At 67.3% G+C, this 16,545-nt stretch carries 10 protein-coding genes and 1 pseudogene; 1 reads left to right on the top strand and 10 read right to left on the bottom strand.

All coding sequences use genetic code 11. The features are described from left to right. Positions 1-9 precede the first annotated feature (9 nt). From FHS74_RS00050 to manD, 4 genes are all read right to left on the bottom strand, one after another. Complete coding sequence (locus FHS74_RS00050) at positions 10-1,266, bottom strand: MFS transporter (RefSeq protein ID WP_184796272.1); 1,257 nt, start codon at positions 1,264-1,266, stop codon at positions 10-12. A gap of 59 nt (positions 1,267-1,325) precedes the next feature. Beyond that, positions 1,326-4,001, bottom strand: coding sequence for a glycoside hydrolase family 2 TIM barrel-domain containing protein (locus tag FHS74_RS00045; RefSeq protein ID WP_184796270.1), 2,676 nt, complete (start codon positions 3,999-4,001; stop codon positions 1,326-1,328). A gap of 195 nt (positions 4,002-4,196) precedes the next feature. After that, positions 4,197-6,530: a TonB-dependent receptor gene (locus tag FHS74_RS00040; RefSeq protein WP_184796268.1), complete on the bottom strand. Its 2,334-nt coding sequence runs from the start codon at positions 6,528-6,530 to the stop codon at positions 4,197-4,199. Between the two features lie 223 nt (positions 6,531-6,753). Continuing rightward, the gene (manD, locus tag FHS74_RS00035) at positions 6,754-7,965 is read right to left on the bottom strand and encodes a D-mannonate dehydratase ManD (protein ID WP_184796266.1); all 1,212 of its coding nucleotides are present in this window, start codon (positions 7,963-7,965) and stop codon (positions 6,754-6,756) included. Positions 7,966-8,163: 198 nt separating this feature from the next. Here manD and FHS74_RS00030 point away from each other — a divergent pair, with 198 nt between their 5' ends. After that, positions 8,164-8,925 (top strand): FadR/GntR family transcriptional regulator, encoded by a 762-nt coding sequence (locus FHS74_RS00030; protein ID WP_184796264.1) that lies wholly within the window; start codon positions 8,164-8,166, stop codon positions 8,923-8,925. A 13-nt stretch (positions 8,926-8,938) separates the two neighbouring features. Here the strand turns inward: FHS74_RS00030 and FHS74_RS00025 are convergent, their stop codons facing one another. From FHS74_RS00025 to FHS74_RS30215, 6 genes and pseudogenes are all read right to left on the bottom strand, one after another. Further along, positions 8,939-9,829, bottom strand: a complete 891-nt coding sequence (locus FHS74_RS00025; protein WP_184796262.1) for a LysR family transcriptional regulator — start codon at positions 9,827-9,829, stop codon at positions 8,939-8,941. A gap of 160 nt (positions 9,830-9,989) precedes the next feature. Then, positions 9,990-12,065, bottom strand: a complete 2,076-nt coding sequence (locus FHS74_RS00020; RefSeq protein WP_246462830.1) for a 2Fe-2S iron-sulfur cluster-binding protein — start codon at positions 12,063-12,065, stop codon at positions 9,990-9,992. Between the two features lie 60 nt (positions 12,066-12,125). Next, on the bottom strand, positions 12,126-12,743 hold the full coding sequence (locus FHS74_RS00015; RefSeq protein ID WP_184796257.1) for a glutathione S-transferase family protein: 618 nt from the start codon (positions 12,741-12,743) through the stop codon (positions 12,126-12,128). A gap of 197 nt (positions 12,744-12,940) precedes the next feature. Then, complete coding sequence (dinB, locus tag FHS74_RS00010; protein ID WP_184796255.1) at positions 12,941-14,014, bottom strand: DNA polymerase IV; 1,074 nt, start codon at positions 14,012-14,014, stop codon at positions 12,941-12,943. A 104-nt stretch (positions 14,015-14,118) separates the two neighbouring features. Continuing rightward, positions 14,119-16,104, bottom strand: coding sequence for a hypothetical protein (locus tag FHS74_RS00005; RefSeq protein WP_184796246.1), 1,986 nt, complete (start codon positions 16,102-16,104; stop codon positions 14,119-14,121). 282 nt (positions 16,105-16,386) lie between these two features. Beyond that, positions 16,387-16,545, bottom strand: a pseudogene (locus FHS74_RS30215) (IS630-like element ISSpo6 family transposase); the annotation flags it as partial.

Below are 16,545 nucleotides of genomic sequence, written 5' to 3'. Positions count from 1 at the left end.
ACTGCTCCGCTAACGGTCGATGCGCGCCGGCGCGTAGCGCGGCGTCACCAGATGGATCAAGGCGAACGCCACGAAATAGGCGCCGGCCGCCATCAGGAAGATGGGACGGTAGCTGCCGGTGGCCTGCAGGATCCAGCCGGCCGCCTGGGCCATCAGCATACTGCCGATGCCGCCCGCCGCCCCACCCAAACCGATCACCGATCCCGCAGCCCAGCGGGGGAACAGATCGGACGGCAGCGCATAGAGATTGACGGAAAAGCCCTGATGCCCGGCGCAGGCGAAACCGATCAGCAGCGCCGCCACCCACAGGCTGGACGTTTCCATGGCCAGCGCCACCGGCATCACCACCAGCGCGCAGACCAGGAAGGCGATCTTCCGCGCCCGGTTGAGGCCCACGCCCCGGGCCAGCAGGCGGGAAGAGCCCCAGCCCCCCAGCACGCTGCCGACATCGGCCAGGATGTAGATCAGCACCAGGGGCGGCCCGAAGCCCTTGAGGTCCAGGCCATAGCGCTTGGCGAAGAAGTCCGGCAGCCAGAACAGGAAGGTCCACCAGATTGGATCGATGACGAAACGACCAAGGACATAGGCCCAGGTTTCCCGTGTCGCCAGCACCCGCCGCCAGGACAGCCGCACCGGCGGCGGCACCGGGTCGGCCTCGATATAGGCCAACTCCTCGGCCGAAAGACGCGCGACCTCGCGCGGGCGGCGGTAAAGGGCCAGCCATGCGACCAGCCAGACGATGGTGAACAGGCCCGTCACCAGGAAGGCGGCGCGCCAGCCCCAGGCCAGCGTCACCACCGGCACGATCAGCGGTGTCAGGATGGCGCCGACATTGGCGCCGGCGTTGGCCAGGCCGATGGCCAGGGCCCGTTCCCGCTGTGGGAACCATTCCGCCACCGCCGCCAGGCTGGCGGGGAACGCGCCCGATTCGCCGAGGGCCAAGGGCACACGGGCCAGCGCGAAGCTGGCGACGGACGACGCGGCGGCGTGGGCCATGTGGGCGATGGTCCAGATGCCCACCGCCAGGGCATAGCCGACCCGGGCGCCGATGCGATCCACCAGCCGGCCGAACACCAGATAGCCGCTGGCGTAGGCCGCCTGGAACCAGAAGACGATGGTGCCGTAGCCGATTTCGGTCCAACCGTAGCGTTCCTGCAGCAGGGGCTTCAGCACCCCCAGCACCTGCCGGTCGACGTAGCTGAGCGCCACGGCGGAGAACAGCAGGAAGCAGACCAGCCACCGGTAGCGGCCCTGCGGCTTGGCCATCCCAGGGGGTACCCCAGGGGCGTCAGGCGGCACTGTCTCCACGGCCGGCGGGGCGACGCTCACCGCGCCGCCACCACATCGATGGCGCACACGATCGCCTGGCCGGTGACGGGGCGGAAGTCGAGTTCCAGGCCGTCGCCGCCCTTCACCTCGACGGACACGGTGCGGTCCAGCGCCTTCAGGGGCCCGCCGGCCTCGGCCGCGACATCCAGGCGCTTCACCACCACGCCGCCATTGGCGGCGACGTCAAACACCCGGGCGCCGGCCGCCAGCGCCGGCTCGACGAAGTGCAGGGTGACCTGATAGCGCCCGGCCGGCACCGGCACATGATAGCGGAACGCGCCCTCGCGATAGGTCTCGAACAACACGGGGTCGGGGGTGCCGGTGACGGCGGGCGGGGTCGTGTCCGGCTTGCCGAATTCCGGTCCCGGGTTGCGGTCGTGCGGCGTGCCGCCGGTGACAAAAGCGTCGGAGCCATAGCGGGCGCCGGCCGCGGTGGTCAGGCCGGCCGAGGCCCCGGCGCGGATGCGGATCTCGTCCGCCCGGCCGCCGAAGCGCCAGGTGAGGCTATCGCCGATCGCCTTGCCCCCAATATCGGCAGAGGCCACCAGCACGTTGTCGCCCACATCCAGGCGCACCGCCGGCCAGCGGCAGATGTGCTCGGGACAAGGTGCGGTACCCAGGTCGCGGCCGTTCAGGGTCAGACGCGCGGTCGCGGCATTGCTGTAGGCCTGGACGTCGGTCACGGGATAGGCACGGTCGACATAGCGGCGGCCATTCAGGTGCAGCACCGGCTGGTCGCTCCAGTCCGCCTTGTAGAAGAAGAACACGTCCTTCTTGACCGTGCGGTCATAGGACACCAAGCCCTTGTCGTTGGTGTCGACCATGTCGCCTTCGGTGCGGCTGTCGCTGGCGAAGTCGAACATGTTCCAGATGAAGGTGCCCCAGAGGTAGGGCCGCGCCTTCAGCTGCGCCCACCAAATCTCATGCAGCCGGCTTTCCAGCTCTTCCGGATGGAAATGGCCCTTGGCGTAGACGACGCCGGCCTGCGCCTGGTCGGTATGCTGGGTCAGGGCGCCGCCGGCGCCGTATTCGCTGACCGACAGCGGCAGGCGGGGGTGCAATTTGTGCAGCCGGTCCAGCACCGGGCCCAAATCCTCCGGCTTGTCGTAGTACCAGCCCTGATAGCGGTTGTAGCCCAGCAGGTCCGTGATCTCCGCCACCACGTCCAACCCGGGCTTAGGCTGGTCGGGCCAGGGCTCGCAACAGTCCGCCATGGTGGTGGGGCGGGTATGGTCCAGATCGTACGCCGCCTGGTTCAACCGGGTCAGCAGCGGCCGGGCCTTGCTGACGCCCCGGCCAAAGGACGCCATCAGGTTCACCTCGTTGCCGATGGACCAGGTGACGACGCTGGGATGGTTGTAGTTCTGCTTGATCAGTTCATGCAGCTGGCTGTCGGCATTGTCGGCGAAGGCGGCGGACGTGACGCCCTTGTCCCCCTCCGGCGTTTCGGGCGCGGTGCGGTTGACCAGGGGGATTTCCGCCCAGACCACCACCCCATCCTTGTCAGCCAGGTCATAGATGGCCTGGTCATGCTGGTAATGGGCCAGGCGCAGGGTGTTGATGCCCAGGTCCAGCATGATGTCCATGTCCTGGGCCTGGTCGGCGGGGGTGATGGCCCAGCCCTTGCCCGGCCGATCCTGGTGACGGGAGACACCGTGCAGGGACACATGCCGCCCGTTCAGGAAAAAGCCCTGGTCGGGATCGAAGCGGAAGCTGCGGATGCCCAGCGGCTGGGTCACCTGGTCCAGCATCTGGCCGTCCGCCGTCTCCACCCTCGTGACCACCTGATAGAGATAGGGGTCGGTGCGGCCGTCCCAAAGATGGGGGTTGGGCACGCTCAAGCTCTGTTCCGGCTCCTCCAGCGCACCGGCGGCCAACGACAGGGGATGGCTGTCGGTCGCCACGGGGACGCCCTGGGCATCGACGATGGCGGTCTTCACCACCACCTGCCGCGCCTGGGCCGCATCGTTCTTGACCCGGGCGGTCACCGCGATGATCGCCGTGTGCCCGTCGACGGAATCGGTGTGGGCGTAAAGGCCCGGGCCGCCCCAATCCAGCATGTCGATGTGCACCGGATCGGTGGCGATCAGCGAGACCTGGCGATACAGCCCGCCGAACAGGAAGAAGTCGCCGGACATGGGAATGACGTCGGTGGTGGGCGACCCCGCCTTCGATGGGCTGGAATTGTCGGTCCGGACGGCCAGCACATTCACCTTGCCCAGCTTCAGCGCCGGCGTGGCGTCGAAGCGGAAGCGGCCGAAGGCGCCCTGGTGCACGCCCAGCTTCCGCCCGTTCAGCCAGACCTCCGTATTGATGCTGGCGCCATCGAACTGCAGCCAGACCTTGGCGTGGGTATAATCGGCCGGCGGGGTGAAGCGGAGGCGGTACCAGCCGGCCCCACGCGTGGCGTTGTAGTCGGGCCCCCGCTGGGCCGTCCCGCCGAGATGGTTCCAGGTGTGGGGCAGGCCGACGGTGGCCCAGCCGGTGTCGTTGAAGGCCGGCGCCTCGGCACCCCCCACATCACCCTGATGGAACTGCCAGCCGGCGCTGAGCGGCAGGTCGCGCCGTTCCCCGGCATGCGCGCCGCTGGCCATCAGGGCGAGGGCGGCCACCGCCAGGACGGGATGACGAAGGCGCTGGCGGTTCAGGCGGCGGGCGGCGTGAGGCGGCATGGGTGTCCTTCCTGACATCGTTTCTTGGTGCATGGGGCGAAAGCCGGGGGCGGGCAATGGGTGAAGGCTACGCTAATGGCATCCAACCGGTTCGGTCGCGAAAACATTTGATCCGAACCCGTGACAAATAAGAAGGCCACCCGCCCGCAAGCCGTTCCCGGAGGCGCCCCGCGGGCGGGTGGAGGGGGAGAGCGCTCAGTAGTTGAAGCCCAGGCGCATGCCAAGGTAGCGGTTGTAGTCCCGGGGCAGGGTCTGGGTATAGGCGAACACGCCCCAAGTGCCGCGGGCGTTGGCCATGTTCACGGCATAATGCTGGTCGAACAGGTTGTTGGCGAAAAGGGTCAGGCTGTAGCGCTGATTGTCCCGCTCCACGAAGGAAATGGAGAGGTTGGCGATGCCGTAGGCGTCCTGCACCGTGCCCGGATCCTGCGTCAGGCTGAAGTTAACCTTGCTCTGCCAGGAATAATTCAGATTGATGTCGCTGGTGACGGGCAGGCCTTCCAGCGGCAGGTGATAGCTGGCCCCGATGTTGAACTTTTCCTCCGGCGCGTTGGGCAGGCGCTTGCCCGCCAGATTCTGCACGTTCAAGGGGGCGGGCAAGAGGCTGCACGCCTGGCCGCTGTAGCACTGGGCATAGGGGAAATCCGTCACCCGGGCGTCGGTGTAGGCGAAGCCGCCGGTCAGGCTGAGTTCCGGCGTCAGCCGGGCCAGCCAATCCAGTTCCAGGCCCCGCGTCCGCACCCCGCCGACGTTGGTCAGCAGGAAATTGGTCGTCACCCCGGGCACGATGGATTGCACCTGGAAGTCCGTATACTCCGTATCGTAAGCGGTGACGTTCAGGACGAGGTGGCGGTCGAACAGCTCGCTCTTCACGCCCAGCTCGTAGTTGTTCGACATCTCCGGCCGGATGGGTTGGTTGGCCGCCACCACCGCGCTGAAGCTGCTGGTCAGGTCATAAGCCAGGCCCTTGTAGCCGCGAGAATATGTGGCGAAGGCCATGACATCGGGCGACACCTGGTATTGCAGGCCGACCCTGCCGGTGGCGACCGTGTCCCCGTCGCCGGTGGAGGCCCCCGCCAGCGGATAGGACGTCTGCTTGTAATAGTCGTTGAAGCGGTAGCTGCCCTCTTCGCGGTTGATGCGCAGGCCGGTGATCAGCGTCCAGTCGGGCAGGAAGGTCCAGGTCGTCTGGCCGAAAGCCGCGTAATTCTGGTACTGGGCCTCGCCCCGCCAGTCGGCGGCCCCCACCCGGGTGTAGGGGCCGCGGTGGAAGCCGCGCACGAAATCCTCATCCGACGCGTAGATGCCGGCGAGATAGCCGAAGGGCACGGCATCATGCGAGGCGAGGCGGAATTCCTGGCTGAAGGTGCGGGCGTCGAACGTTCCGCCCTGGACCAGGCCGCCATGGCTGGCCGGGGTGATCTGGCCATTGGCGGCGGTGTAGGGGGTGAGCGCGCCCAGCACGTCCTGCGCCGTGCCATCAAGGTCGGTATGGTCGCTGAGACGGTACTTGTTCCATCCGGTGATGGAGATCAGGGCCATGTCGTCGAAATCATAGGTCATGTGGACGGACCCGCCATAATCCAGCGTGTCGGAGCGGGGCGCCTGATCCTGGCTGACGTTGGTGTTGTCGGGGCCGGGCACGACGCCGGGCAGCACCTTGGCCGGGGTGGCGCCGGCGATGCCAAGCAGCAAGGCGCCGGAGTCCACCCGTGCCAGCGTGCCGACGCAGCAATTGGACTGGTCCTTGTTGTAGTGGGCGGACAGCGTGCCCTCGAACCGGTCGGTCGGCTTCCATTGCAGCTTGCCGTGCAGGCTCCACGACCGGTCGGCGCCCAGCTTGTCGTCCGTCGCCAGGTTGTGGATGTTGCCGCCGTACTGGTGCTGCGAAGCCGTCAGGCGGAAACTCAGCGTGTCGCTGAGGGGGCCGGAGATGCTGACATTGGTGCGCTGTTCGTCATCGTCGGTGACGGTGACGTCGCCATACGCCGTGAAGGTGTCGGTCGGCGCCTTGGTGGTGACGCTGACCACGCCGGCGGAGGCCGACTTGCCGAACAGCGTGCTCTGCGGCCCGCGCAACACCTCCACCCGGTCAACGTCGGCCAGGTCGGTGAAGGCCTGGGCCTGCAGGCCCACCGCCACGTCGTCGATCACCACCAGGACGCTGGGCTCCACGCCGATGCTGTAGGCGAAGGTGCCGATGCCACGGATGACGATGGCGCTGTTGGCCGGCTGGTCACCCGCCGACACGGTCATGGACGGCGCCAGCTTGGTGATGTCGGCGAACTGGGTGACGCCCGCCTTGGCCAGCGCGTCGGCGCTCACCACCGTGACCGCCACGGGAATGTCCTGGACGTTTTCCGCCCGCTTCTGCGCCGTCACCACGATCTCGGCGATCGCGTCGGCGGTGTCGGCAGCCGCGCTTTGCGGCGATGCGGGCGGCGGATTCGATTGGGCTTTGGCCTGGATGCTCCCATTCATCACACCCAGCAGCGCAGCCGTGGCCAACAAGGCCATTTTTCTGCTCATTGGAGCGTTCCCTTCCCCTGTGTCAGGCCGCTCGAGCGACCCTTTATAATTGGTATGGCGATATTGGTCATACCACATGGCGCCTGTCAAGCCTGCTCCAGCCGCCTGGCCTGACCGCATGCTACCCCAGTAATCGGGCATCCATGGGACCCACGTCCCCATAAACAACAAGGGCGCGGCCAGATCGCCGCGCCCAAGGGAAACCAAGCGGGACAAACCACCCTTACCAATTATGCAGGGTACCGTCCTCCAGACGGTTCACCGGCAAATAAGCCCGGCGGTAAGGGTAGCGGGCGGCCAGCGCCTCATCCAAATCCACCCCCAGGCCGGGGGCGTCACCCGGGTGCAGATAGCCGTCCTTGAAACTGTAGGCGTGGGGGAACACGGCATCCGTCTCCGCCGTGTGCCGCATATACTCCTGGACGCCGAAATTGGGGATGGACAGGTCGAAATGCAGGGCCGCCGCCATGGTCACCGGCGACAGGTCGGTGGCGCCGTGGCAGCCGGTGCGCACCTGATACAGTTCGGCCAGGTTGGCGATGCGCCGCAGATGGGTGATGCCGCCGGCGTGCACCACCGTGGCGCGGATATAGTCAATCAGCTGGTTCTGGATCAGATCCTTGGCATCCCAGATGCTGTTGAACACCTCCCCCACCGCCAGGGGGGTGGTGGTGTGCTGGCGGATCAGGCGGAAGGCCTCCTGGTTTTCCGCCGGCGTCGGGTCCTCCAGCCAGAACGGGCGATAGGGCTCCAGGCTTCCACCCAGGCGCCCGGCCTCGATGGGCGTCAGGCGATGGTGGACGTCATGCAGCAGGTGGACGTCATTGCCCAGGGCCAGCCGCGCCGCCTCGAACAGCTTGGGCACCGTGCGCAGGTACTTGGCGGTCGACCAGACATTCTCCGTCGGCAGGGCGCCATCCGCCGGCTCATAGAACATCTTGTCGCCCGACACGCCGTAGGTGGACGGCAGGCCGGGGACACCCGATTGCAACCGGATCGCCTTGTAGCCCATCGCCTGGTACTTGCGCGCCTCCTCCACCGTCTCCTCGATGGTCTGGCCGTTGGCATGGCCGTAGACCATGACGCCCGAGCGGCAGGCACCACCCAGCAGCTGGTACAGCGGCATGCCGGCGGCCTTGGCCTTGATGTCCCACAGCGCCATGTCCACGGCGGCGATGGCCGACATGGTGACGGGCCCCCGGCGCCAATAGGCGCCCTTGTACAGATACTGCCAGATGTCCTCGATCTGGTGGGCGTCGCGGCCGATCAGGCAGGGGATGACATGGTCCGCCAGATAGCTGACCACCGCCAGTTCGCGGCCGTTCAAGGTGGCGTCGCCCAGGCCGTACAGCCCGTCCGCCGTCTCGATGCGCAGCGTGACGAAATTGCGGCCGGGGCAGGTGACCACCACCCGGGCGTCCTTGATCTTCAACATCGGGTCCAACCTTCACCAGTGGAGAGGGCGGCTCATCCCGCCCCGGAGGCGGCCTTACGATCCGCACAAAATTGGTCTTACCACTTATGTCTTCCATACACCAGGGGACCTGTCAAGAAGACGATATTGAACTGGCGGAGTGAACGGCCCCTGCCCTATCCTGATTTGGTCCGCCCTTGATCTGGTCAGAGCAATCCCATGCTGCCCATTCCCGCCAGTGGCCAGAGGCTGTACCGCCACGTGGCCGACGCCATCGCCGCCGACATCCGCCGGGGAACCTACGCCCCCGGCCAGCGCCTGCCGTCCGAGCGCGACCTGGCGGAGAAATTCGACGTCAGCCGGCCGACAGTGCGCGAGGCCATGATCACCCTGGAAATCCTGGGCCTGGTGGAGGCGCGGCACGGCTCCGGCATCTATGTCACGGACCAGCTGCCGGCGCAGGAGTCCTCGGCGGAACTGGACATCGGCGCATTCGAGCTGACCGAAGCCCGGCGCCTGGTGGAGGGCGAGGTGGCGGCCCTGGCCGCCACCACCATCAATGATGAGGAATTGGCGGAACTGGCCACCCTGCTGCACGAAATCGGGGAGGAGAACGCGCGCAACGCCGTGGGGGAGAAGGCCGACCGCCGCTTCCACCTGACCATCGCCCGCGCCACCCGCAACTCCGCGCTGATCGGCGTGGTCGAGCAGCTGTGGGACATGCGCTACAAGTCGCCCCTGTGCATGGCCATGCTGGAGCGCGCCCGCACGGTGGGCGACCATCCCCGGGTGGAGGAACACCAGCGCATCCTGCACAGCCTGGCCGCCCGTGACAGCCAAGGGGCCCGCGCCGCCATGCGCGACCATCTGGGCCGGGTCATCGAGGGCCTGCTGGAGGCCACGGAGATGGAAGCCGTGCAGCGCGCCCGCGCCGAGGTGGCGGCCAAGCGCAACGAACTGCGCCGCCGCGCGGGCGTCTGACGGGCGCGAATCGTCAGTTCAGCAGCCGGTTCGCGCGCAGGCGCGCCACGGCGAGGTCAATGAACGCCCGCACCTTGGCCGGCGCGTGGCGTCCTTCGGGATGCAGCACGTGGATGGGCAGCGGCGGTTCCTCATGCTCGCTGAGCACGATCCGCAGGCGACCTTCCAGCAAGGCTGGACCGACCTGATAGTGCAGCACCCGCGTCAGCCCCCACCCCGACAGGGCGGTCGCGATCGCCGCGTCGTTGGTGTTGCAGGACAGGGTGGGGTGGAGGAGCACCCGCTGGTCGTCGGCGAACCGCCATTCCGGCGACGCCCAGGCGCTGGTCGAGGCGGCGATGCGATGATCCTTCAGGTCGGTTGGTGTCGTGGGAATGCCGTGCCTCTCGAAATAGGCGGGCGCCCCGCAGATCACCCGGCGGACCGAGCCCACCTTAATGGCGGTGAACCCCGAGTCCGGCAGACGGCCGATGCGGACGGCGACATCGATGCCCTCTTCAATGATGTTCACGGGACGGTCGATGAAAAAGGTGCGGGCGGACATCGCCGGATAGGCGTCCAGATATTCCGTCACAATGGGCAGCACGTGCATCCGCCCGAACAGCGCCGACGCCGTGACGGTCAGCGTCCCCGATGGTGTGGCGTAAGAGCCGGCGGCGGCGGCCTCCGCCTCGGCCAGGTCCGCCAGGATGCGCCGGCAATCGTCGAAATAGCGGCTGCCCGCCTCGGTCAGCTTCACCGACCGCGTCGTCCGGACGAAAAGCCGGGCGCCGATGGCGTCCTCCAAGGCCGCGATGGTGCGGGTCACCACCGGCGCGCTCATCCGCATGTGGCGGGCGGTCGCGGCGAAGCTCTCCGTCTCCGCGACCTTCACGAACATGCGCATGGCCTGCCAGCGATCCATCGATCCTTACCTTCCGCTGTCCCGCCCTTCATATCAGCCGGGCGCGGGACTCGGCACAAGTACAGGGATCCGGGATCGGCCTGTCGCCAAAATAATCCCGTATCGGAATACCGCCGTCACCGGACGTGATCGCCATCATGCCCGGCGTGGCGGTTCCAGGTCAGAGGGCCAGTTGGACGCGGGCGTCCGCACCCGGCGCCGGCGCCGCCGGGACGGCGCAGCAGACCAGCACCTCATCATCCGCCACCGGCGCCGTGGGTTGCTTCACATAGGTGACCGATCCCGCCAGCAGCTTGGTGCGGCACGTGCCGCAGCTTCCGGAGCGGCAGCTGAATTCCGGGGCCAGGCCCCGCGCTTCAGCCAGTTCCAGCAGAGTTCCCGAGTCCGGCGTCCACCGCGCCTCCTTCAGGGAATGGGTAAAGACCACCGGAACCGGCACGGTCGCAGGTGGCGGACGCGGCGGCGCGGCGACGGTGGCGTCGGCCGTCCGCACCAGCGAGGAAGGTCCGAACGCCTCGGCATGGATGCGGTCATCGGCGATGTTGAGACCGCGCAGGCCGTCATAAAGCGCCTGCATGAAGGGCGCCGGCCCACACAGGTAGAAGTCGTAGTCGTTGAAAGGCAGGAAACGACCCAGCAGCGCCATGTCGATGCGCCCGGCGGCCTCATAGTCGACACCCGGCTGGGCATCCGTGACGTCGCTGAGCACGCGCACCACCCGCACCGCCCCGTTGGCCGTGGCCGTCAGCTCCGCCAACTCCGCATCGAAGGGACGTTCGGCCTTGGACCGGGCGGCGTGGAACAGCGTGGTCGGCCGGATGCCCCGGGTGCGCAGCCCTTCATAGACCACGTGGCGCAGCATGGCGAGCATGGGGGTGATGCCCACCCCGCCGCCCAGCAACACGGCCGGGCGCTTCTGGCGGGCGTCGATGGTGAAGGCGCCGGCGGGGGCCCGCGCCTCGATGATGTCGCCCACGCGGATGACGTCGTGCAGGTGGCATGAGACAGCCCCCTCGCGCTTGACGCTGATGCGGTAGACGCCATCCGACGGCGCCACGGACAGGGTGTAGGTCCGGATGACGGGCCTGTCCGCCCCGGGCAGGCTCAGCCGGATGGGCAGGTGCTGGCCCGCCTCGTGCGGAATGAGCCCGGCACCGTCATCCGGCAGCAGATGGAAGGAGCGGATCTGGGCGCTTTCCTCCACGATCCGGGTCACCTTGAACGGCCGCCACCGCGTCGGGAGATCGGCGGCGCGGAGACGGTCGGCGGCCTGCGCCCAGTCACCCGTCATCAGCGAATTGGGCGACCAGCCGTCCTCATGGAAAGACCAGCGCAGGGGAAACGCGGCCGGTCGCCGCACCACGCGGCGGGGGCGGAACGTCCACAGCCGCTCCGCCCCCTGGAAAGCCGCGATCTCAGGCGACTCCAGGACCACCTGGGCGTCGCCGGTCATCTGCAGCATGTCGCCGGTCGCGAAATCGATGAAGACCAGCCCGGCCTTGCCGTTCACCAGGATGTTGCCCAGCGTGGCGAAGAACAGGTTGCCGGCGAAGTCGGGAATGGTCAGCGTGCCGTCCTCGGCGACGCGGACGAAGCCCGCCCTGCCGCCGCGATGCGACACGTCGACCTGACGGCGGTCGTCGCGGTCGGCATAGGACGCGACAAAGAAGGTGTCCGCCGCCGCGATCATGCGGCGCGCGGCCGGATCCAGCCCCGCGCCCTCCAGCACCTCGCCCACGAACGGCTCGCCGGGTTCCCGGGCGAAGCGATGGTCGCGCCGCTGGATATACTGCGGGCAGTTGCCGAAGCTCTGGTCGACCTCGAAGCGGAAGGGGCCGCCATCCGAGCGGAGGATGCCGTTCACCCGATTGCGCCGGCGCGTGTGCAGCTCTATCCCCAGCAGGCCGATGGCCTCGCCCTGCCGCATGCCCTCGCCCGCCGGGTCGGTGGGATCGGGCCGGGCGGCGATGTCCAGGGACTGCGGCGTGGGAGAGGAGATGAAGCCGGGCCGGCCGGCCAGAAGCGTGGCCCAGGCGTCACCCCGCCGGTCAACACTGCCCGCGACGACGAAGGGAATCTGGGCGTAGAACGCGCGATGCTGATCGGGCATGTAGTCCCGGATCACCCGTTGCCCCACCACCGCCATCCGTTCGGCGACGCCGGCCTTCTCCTGAAGGGCCGTCTCGCCGTCATGCCATACCGCCAGCGTCTTCTTCGTCAGGCTGTCGCTCATCATCCCTACCCCTTCCCGGTCGCGGTCGGTCGGGCGCACCCCTTGGTGCACCCGAGGCACCCGTCACTTGGCGGCGGACAGGCCGGCCGGCGTCTCGGCGAAGGGGACGAAGCCCGGCAGCGCCTCGATGCGGCGCAGGAAGGCGATCACCCGGGGATAGCCCGACAGGTCGACATTCCCCTCCGGCGCCCGCGCCACATAGCTGTACAGCGCCACGTCGGCGATGGTGGGATGGGTGCCAACCAGCCAGTCGCGGCCGGCCAGATAAGCCTCCAGCGTCTTCAGCAGGGCGTGGGCCCGGCCGATGACCTCATCCGGATTGTGCTTGGACCCGAAGACAGTCACCAGTCGGGCCGCCGCCGGGCCGTACGCGACCTCCCCGGCCGCCACCGACAGCCAGCGCTGCACGGCGGCCGCGCCCTGCGGATCCTCCGGCAGCCAGTCGCCACGGCCCAACTTGCGGGCGAGGTAGACGAGGATGGCGTTGGAGTCCGAGACGATGGCGCCGTCGTCGTCCAGCACCGGCACCTGACCGAAGGGATTGAGGGCCAGGAATTCCGGCGTCTTGTGGGCGCCCGCCATCAGGTCGACCTCGATCAGATCGTGCGGCTGCCCCAGCAGCGAGAGGAACAGACGTGCCCGATGGGCATGGCCCGACAGCGGGTGGTGGTAGAGCTTCATGGCCTGGTTCCTGATTTCGGGGCCGGGTTCATTCCCGATCCGCCACCACAAGGTCGCCCACTCAGCCCATGTTGAGAATTGCCGGTCTCGACACTTCATTATTGCCGCCAGCGTAATGATGCGGCCGCCCCGTCCTGCGATCGCGCCGCCCTGGCCCCCACCCGCGCTGGCCAGGATCATCAACGATGGCGCCGGCATCAAAACCCGAACTCCAGCTGCGCCGGCGGGCCGGACGCCTCGAAGCTGGAGACGGTGACCCCCAGCAGGCGCACGCCGGTGGGCAAGGGATAGACAGTGCGCACCAGGTCCACGGCGACGGTGCGCAGCGTGTCCTGGGCCACCACGGGGGCGGCCAGCGTGCGGCTGCGGGTGGCTTGGCGGAAGTCGCCATACTTGATCTTCACCGTCACGGTGCGGCCGAAGGCCTGGGCCTTCTCACACCACCCCCACACCTCATCCGCCATGGACAGCACCCCCTGCTCCACCGCCGCCGGTTCGGTCAGATCCTCCAGGAAGGTGGTTTCCGAACCGGAGGACTTGCGCGGCCGGTCCGGCACCACCGGGCGGTGGTCCTCACCATGGGCGATGGCGTGGTACCAGGGGCCGGACTTGCCGAAATGGGTCTGCAGGAAGGTGACCGTCTGCCGCCGCAGATCGGCGCCGGTATGGATGCCCAGGCCGTTCATCTTCTCCGCCGTCACCGGGCCCACGCCGTGGAACCTGCCCACCGGCAAGTTCTCGACGAAAGCCTCGCCCATGCCCGGGGGCACGACGAACTGGCCGTTGGGCTTGCGGTGGTCGGAGGCCAGCTTGGCCAGGAATTTGTTGTAGGAGACCCCGGCCGAGGCGTTCAGCCCCGTCTCCGCCTTGATGCGGGCGCGAATCTCCGTGGCCGTGGCGGTGGCCGTGGGAAGGCCCCGGCGGTTCTCCGTCACGTCCAGATAGGCCTCGTCCAGCGACAGTGGCTCGATCAAATCGGTGTAGTCGGCGAAGATCTCCCGGATTTGGCGGGAGATGGCGCGATAGACATCGAAGCGCGGCGCCACGAAGACCAGGGGCGGACATTTGCGCAGCGCCGTGGTCGACGGCATGGCCGAGCGCACACCGTACTCCCGCGCCTCATAGCTGGCCGCCGCGACCACGCCGCGCTTGGCGCCATAGCCCACGGCTACCGGCCGCCCGCGCAGGTGCGGGTTGTCGCGCTGTTCCACCGACGCGTAGAACGCGTCCATGTCGACATGGATGATCTTGCGGATGCCGGGGCTGGTCATGGCCCCGGCATCCTAGCAGATCATTCATGAACGGAAAGGGAACATTGCCATTGTTGGCCCGGTCCCTCGATCGCCGGGCGCCCGCATCCGCCGGCTTTGCGTCCTCACTTTTCGATCTTGAACACCTGGTAGGAGTGCGGCTGCACCGTGGCGGCGAAGTCGGTGCGGGCCGGCACGCCGTCGCGCTTCCAGCGGTCCGCCGCCTTGGCATCCACCGCCGCTGACGCCACGGCCTGATCGGTGGACAGGTTGCGCAGGTGCACGCCTTGGCCCAGCAGCGACAGGGTCACCGTCACCGGCTGGTCGCGGAAGGACTCCACCACGAAGGTGCCATTGTCGTACGCGAACAGGCTGACATGGTCCGGGCTGTCCAGACGCACGGGGAAGTCCCGCTGCAGGTACTTCTTCACTTCCGTCACCAGGCCTTGGGGCAGGTTGTACAGGTCGCCCGGGTTCTCCGGCATGGTCAGGACGTAAAGGATGCCCTTGGAATACCGGTTCATCAGCAGGATGGGAAAGCCCTTGGCGTTGGCCACGCCACGGAGGATGGGCCAGCTGTCGTTGGTGTAGAAATGTATCTCGGGGAACAGCACGGCCGGATTGTCGTGCGCCGGGTCGTTCAGGCTTTCGCCGTTGCCAGCGCCATAGCCGTTCAGGAAGTCATGGATGGCGACCTTGTGCCCGGTATCGCGCACCTCCAGGATGTCCTCGATGCCCTTGCCTTGCAGCGCCGAGAGCAGCCCGGAGGTGATGAACACCGTCTTGCCTGCCACAAGGTTGCCCTTGATCTCCTCCACGATCCTGGGGTCATGGGCGGCCGCCTGCGTCAGCAGGGCCACGTCGGCATTGACCGGGAACTTCGGCGACAGCTCGATGGGGATGCCGATGGTGCCCAGGTAGTTGTGCAGGAAGTCCTCGCCGGAGGACTGATAGGGCTTGTAGCTGGCGATGCCGATGGGCTGGCCCAGCTTGCCCAGATCCTTGTCCACCGTCTCCAGGGCATAGCCCGCCAGGCGGCCCCAGCCCGGGCGGGGGTCCTGACCGTCGCGGGGGGCGCCGGCCTTGTAGCCCGCCACCATGTCCTGCCAGCGGAAGGTGGTGGGCAGATCCGCCCAGGCCTGGCGGTTGCCCGGCTGGACCGCCTTGGCCTCCGACATGGGGCGCCAATTGAACAGGGTGATCTCCGGCGCCTTGGCGAACAGCGTGTCCCACAGCTGCTCGGCATAGCGGTCGGCATAAAGGGTGGAGTTGTCGTCGACCCAGCCGCCGCCGTTGCCGATGCCGCCTTTCGCGTCCTTGGGCCGGATATTGCTGTAGTAACGGTAGATCTCGTAGCTTTCATACTGCTGCAGCAGTTGGTCGGTCACCACCGGGTCGCGCGTCTCGGTGCCGGTGTAGATGGCGTCGAAGTCCTGGGACTCCTGCTCCAGGTCATAGCCCGCCCCCTGGAAGTGCTCGTACCAATTGGGGTACTTGATGACCATGCGGACCTTGGGGTTGGCCTCCTTGGCGGGCTTCAGCACCAGGTCGCGCGCCACGCCGCGCATGGTCTCCAGACGGTATTGGGTCCAGCTGCGGCCGCCCTTGGCGGCGATGTCGGCGTCGCTCTTGCTGGCATAGAAGAAGAAGTCATCCAGGATCACTTCGTCGAAGTGCTTGCCCGCCAGGCGGGCCGCCTTGGCGCATTCCTCCCGGTCGGCCGGCTTCTCGTAATCGAAGGTGCCGAACTGGCCGCCCTCGCCGCCGGCCGCCAGCGTGATGCCGCCGGACACCTGCACGCCCTTTTCCTCGAACCAGGCCTTGATGCGGGTGATCTCCTCATCCGTGGCGAAGACGTGGTTGCGGTAGACCTCCAGATAGACCTTGTTGAAATGGGTCTGCCGCATCGCCCGCTCGAACTCGCGGTCGAACGTGGCCTTGTCAGCCAGCTGGCGGGTGCTGTTGACGGCGATGTAGATCGCCACCCGGAAGTTCTCGTAGTGGTGGGCCGGGGCTGCGGGCTTGGCCTGGGCCGGCTGAGGCGCCAACGCGGCCGTCAGCGGCAGGCCGAACAGGGCGGCGCAGGCCAGGGCCTGGAACGCACGTCTCATCGATTCACTCCCTAACATGGTTTTATGGGCGCTCTTCCGGATGAAAACGATTTCTCGGAACCGGTATGCACGATGGTAGCGGTATCTTTTATTAAGCACATCAATACGGCCGTTACTCAAGGCGCCGCCGACCTGTTGGTCACCGACAGAGGGGGGGCAGGCCGTCGCACGGCTCTGGACACTTTCACCTTTCTTTTGTAAGGTGATTTTATCCTAAAGAAGTGATTGTGCGGCTATGACCGGTACACGACGCTATCAAAGCCCACTTAGAGCATCGAGCCTTTAATTGGACGCATATCCTGCGGCCTTGAGGTAGTTCCAGCATTCGTCGGGGTCGTAGAGGTCACAAATGTTTCCGATGGCTTTCCAGAGGTCGTCGATGGTCCTTGCGCCGATGCGCCTGAGGTGAGCCTTGAGTTTGGCGAATGCCATCTCGATGGG

This window comes from Nitrospirillum iridis, from assembly GCF_014205765.1.
Lineage (GTDB): Bacteria > Pseudomonadota > Alphaproteobacteria > Azospirillales > Azospirillaceae > Nitrospirillum > Nitrospirillum iridis.
This window is presented reverse-complemented; position numbering and strand designations above follow the sequence as displayed.

What these genes read in the sequence shown, in the direction of transcription:
- FHS74_RS00050 (WP_184796272.1), bottom strand. Translation starts at nt 1,266, where the DNA reads ATGGCCAAGCCGCAGGGCCGCTACCGGTGGCTGGTCTGCTTCCTGCTG.
- FHS74_RS00045 (WP_184796270.1), bottom strand. Translation starts at nt 4,001, where the DNA reads ATGCCGCCTCACGCCGCCCGCCGCCTGAACCGCCAGCGCCTTCGTCAT.
- FHS74_RS00040 (WP_184796268.1), bottom strand. Translation starts at nt 6,530, where the DNA reads ATGAGCAGAAAAATGGCCTTGTTGGCCACGGCTGCGCTGCTGGGTGTG.
- manD (WP_184796266.1), bottom strand. Translation starts at nt 7,965, where the DNA reads ATGTTGAAGATCAAGGACGCCCGGGTGGTGGTCACCTGCCCCGGCCGC.
- FHS74_RS00030 (WP_184796264.1), top strand. Translation starts at nt 8,164, where the DNA reads ATGCTGCCCATTCCCGCCAGTGGCCAGAGGCTGTACCGCCACGTGGCC.
- FHS74_RS00025 (WP_184796262.1), bottom strand. Translation starts at nt 9,829, where the DNA reads ATGGATCGCTGGCAGGCCATGCGCATGTTCGTGAAGGTCGCGGAGACG.
- FHS74_RS00020 (WP_246462830.1), bottom strand. Translation starts at nt 12,065, where the DNA reads ATGATGAGCGACAGCCTGACGAAGAAGACGCTGGCGGTATGGCATGAC.
- FHS74_RS00015 (WP_184796257.1), bottom strand. Translation starts at nt 12,743, where the DNA reads ATGAAGCTCTACCACCACCCGCTGTCGGGCCATGCCCATCGGGCACGT.
- dinB (WP_184796255.1), bottom strand. Translation starts at nt 14,014, where the DNA reads ATGACCAGCCCCGGCATCCGCAAGATCATCCATGTCGACATGGACGCG.
- FHS74_RS00005 (WP_184796246.1), bottom strand. Translation starts at nt 16,104, where the DNA reads ATGAGACGTGCGTTCCAGGCCCTGGCCTGCGCCGCCCTGTTCGGCCTG.